This is a genomic window from Dietzia sp. DQ11-38-2, from assembly GCF_014145055.1.
GTDB lineage: Bacteria > Actinomycetota > Actinomycetes > Mycobacteriales > Mycobacteriaceae > Dietzia.
In genome coordinates this window covers 9,307-11,971 of the sequence record NZ_JAALDW010000297.1, presented here as the reverse complement: position 1 = coordinate 11,971, position 2,665 = coordinate 9,307, and the positions used below count along the sequence as shown (strand labels likewise).

Annotated in this window: 3 protein-coding genes; 2 read left to right on the top strand and 1 reads right to left on the bottom strand. The window is 68.5% G+C overall.

What is annotated here, in order from left to right:
- A partial coding sequence (locus G6026_RS10680; protein ID WP_347238092.1) for a class I SAM-dependent methyltransferase occupies positions 1-309 on the bottom strand: 309 nt, incomplete at its 3' end.
- 91 nt (positions 310-400) lie between these two features.
- Here G6026_RS10680 and rpsA point away from each other — a divergent pair.
- Together rpsA and coaE are read left to right on the top strand one after the other, a co-directional pair.
- Positions 401-1,879, top strand: coding sequence for a 30S ribosomal protein S1 (gene rpsA, locus G6026_RS10675; RefSeq protein WP_107756328.1), 1,479 nt, complete (start codon positions 401-403; stop codon positions 1,877-1,879).
- A 169-nt stretch (positions 1,880-2,048) separates the two neighbouring features.
- Positions 2,049-2,665: dephospho-CoA kinase (coaE, locus tag G6026_RS10670; RefSeq protein WP_182613169.1), on the top strand; the 617-nt coding region annotated here is incomplete at its 3' end.

Sequence of the window (2,665 nt, the reverse complement as noted above, 5' to 3'; positions counted from 1 at the left end):
CCGCGCGCCCACCCGGAGCATCCCGGCGGAGAGGTCCACGGCGACGGCCCGGGCCCCGCGACCGGCGATCCAGCGGGAGCAGGGCGCCGATCCGCATCCGATCTCCAGGACGTCGCGGCCGGCGACGTCGCCGAGGAGCGCCCAGTCGCCCTCGTGCAGGCCCTCCGGGCACCACACGAACTCGCCGTCGGGGGAGTGGGCACCGAGGAATTCACCGTGTTCGTGGTGGTAGTCGACCGCCTCGGCGTCCCACCACGCGCGGGAGGCGCGGACGGACTCACCGTGGTCGGGGGGGTTTGTGGACGTCACGCTGGCAGAGTACAGTTGACGGTCGCGTGCGTACACGCTCGCGAACACCTGCCCACCTACGATACCTATCCACTCCGGAGCACCCCACCATATGACCACCAACACCACCTCCCCGCAGGTAGCCGTCAACGACATCGGCTCCGCGGAGGACTTCCTCGCCGCCATCGACGCCACGATCAAGTACTTCAACGATGGCGACATCGTCGAGGGCACGATCGTCAAGGTCGACCGTGACGAGGTCCTGCTCGACATCGGCTACAAGACCGAGGGTGTCATCCCCTCGCGCGAACTCTCCATCAAGCACGATGTCGACCCCGGTGAGGTCGTCGAGGTGGGCGACGAGGTCGAGGCCTTGGTTCTGACCAAGGAGGACAAGGACGGCCGGCTGATCCTGTCCAAGAAGCGCGCACAGTACGAGCGCGCCTGGGGCACGATCGAGGAGCTCAAGGAGAAGGACGAGGCCGTCAAGGGCACCGTCATCGAGGTCGTCAAGGGCGGCCTCATCCTCGACATCGGCCTCCGTGGCTTCCTCCCCGCCTCGCTGGTGGAGATGCGCCGCGTCCGCGACCTCCTTCCCTACGTGGGCCAGGAGCTCGAGGCCAAGATCATCGAGCTGGACAAGAACCGCAACAACGTCGTGCTCTCGCGTCGCGCGTGGCTCGAGCAGACCCAGTCCGCGGTCCGCTCGGAGTTCCTGCATCAGCTGCAGAAGGGCCAGGTCCGCAAGGGCGTCGTGTCCTCGATCGTCAACTTCGGTGCGTTCGTGGACCTCGGCGGCGTCGACGGGCTCGTTCACGTCTCCGAGCTGTCCTGGAAGCACATCGACCACCCGTCCGAGGTCGTCGAGGTGGGCCAGGAGGTCACCGTCGAGGTCCTCGACGTCGACCTGGACCGCGAGCGCGTCTCCCTGTCGCTCAAGGCCACGCAGGAGGATCCGTGGCGGCACTTCGCCCGGACCCACGCGATCGGTCAGATCGTTCCGGGCAAGGTCACCAAGCTCGTCCCCTTCGGTGCCTTCGTGCGCGTCGACGAGGGCATCGAGGGCCTCGTCCACATCTCCGAGCTGGCCGAGCGCCACGTCGAGGTGCCCGACCAGGTCGTGTCCGTCAACGACGACGCCATGGTCAAGGTCATCGACATCGACCTCGATCGTCGCCGTATCTCGCTCTCGCTCAAGCAGGCGGACGAGGACTACACGGAGGAGTTCGACCCGTCGAAGTACGGCATGGCCGACAGCTACGACGAGGCCGGAAACTACATCTTCCCCGAGGGCTTCGATCCCGACACCAACGAGTGGCTCGAGGGCTTCGAGAAGCAGCGTGAGGAGTGGGAGAACCGCTACGCGGAGGCCGAGCGGCGTCACAAGATGCACACGGCTCAGATCGAGAAGGGTCGTGCCGCTGCCGCGGAGGCCGCGGAGGCCGCCCCGACCAACTACTCGTCGGAGTCCGCGCCGTCGTCCAGCCGTCCCGCTGCCGCGGAGGCCACTCAGGCCGAGTCGACCGGTGGTTCGCTGGCGTCCGACGAGCAGCTCGCCGCTCTGCGTGCCAAGCTCGCCGGCGGTGAGTGACCTCTCTGCCTGACGGCGCCACGGGCGCCTGACGTCCACGGCCCCGGACGGTCGTCCCACCTCGGTGGGGCACCGACCGGGGCCGTGGCCTGTCTCCGCCGGTCGGACGCGGTGCCGTGAAGGAGGTCGCGTCCGCAGGCGAGACCTGCGGTCACCTAGACTTCGTCTCATGCTGATGGTGGGTCTGACCGGTGGAATAGGGGCGGGCAAGTCGACGGTGACAGCGATTCTCGCGGAGGCCGGCGCGGTGATCGTCGACGCGGATCGGATCGCGAGGGAGGTCGTCGAACCGGGGACCCCGGGGCTGGCGATGCTCGTCGCCGAGTTCGGTGACGACATCGTGGGGCCCGACGGTTCTCTTGATCGGGCCGCCCTCGCCGCCCGGGCCTTCGTCGACGAGGAGCGCACCGCCGCGCTCAACGCGATCACCCATCCGCTGATCGGGGAGCGCACGGCCGAGCTCATCGAATCGGCGCCGCAGGACGCGATCGTCGTCCACGACATGCCCCTGCTGGTGGAGGGCGGACTGACTCCCGCCTATCACCTGGTGATCGTGGTGGACACCCCCGCCGAGATCCGGCTCCGACGGCTGGTGGACCAGCGCGGCATGCCGGAGGACGACGCCCGGGCGCGGATGTCTCGCCAGGCGACCGACGAGGCCCGCCGGGCCGAAGCCGACGTCCTGATCGACAACTCGGGCGACCGCGAACCGGTTCGCGACATCGTCCGGATGCTCGTCGAGCTACGACTTCAGCCGTTCGAGCACAACCTGCGGACGGGCACGCC

Excerpts from the sequence above, each read along its gene's own strand:
- rpsA (WP_107756328.1), top strand. The coding sequence starts at position 401 with ATGACCACCAACACCACCTCCCCGCAGGTAGCCGTCAACGACATCGGC.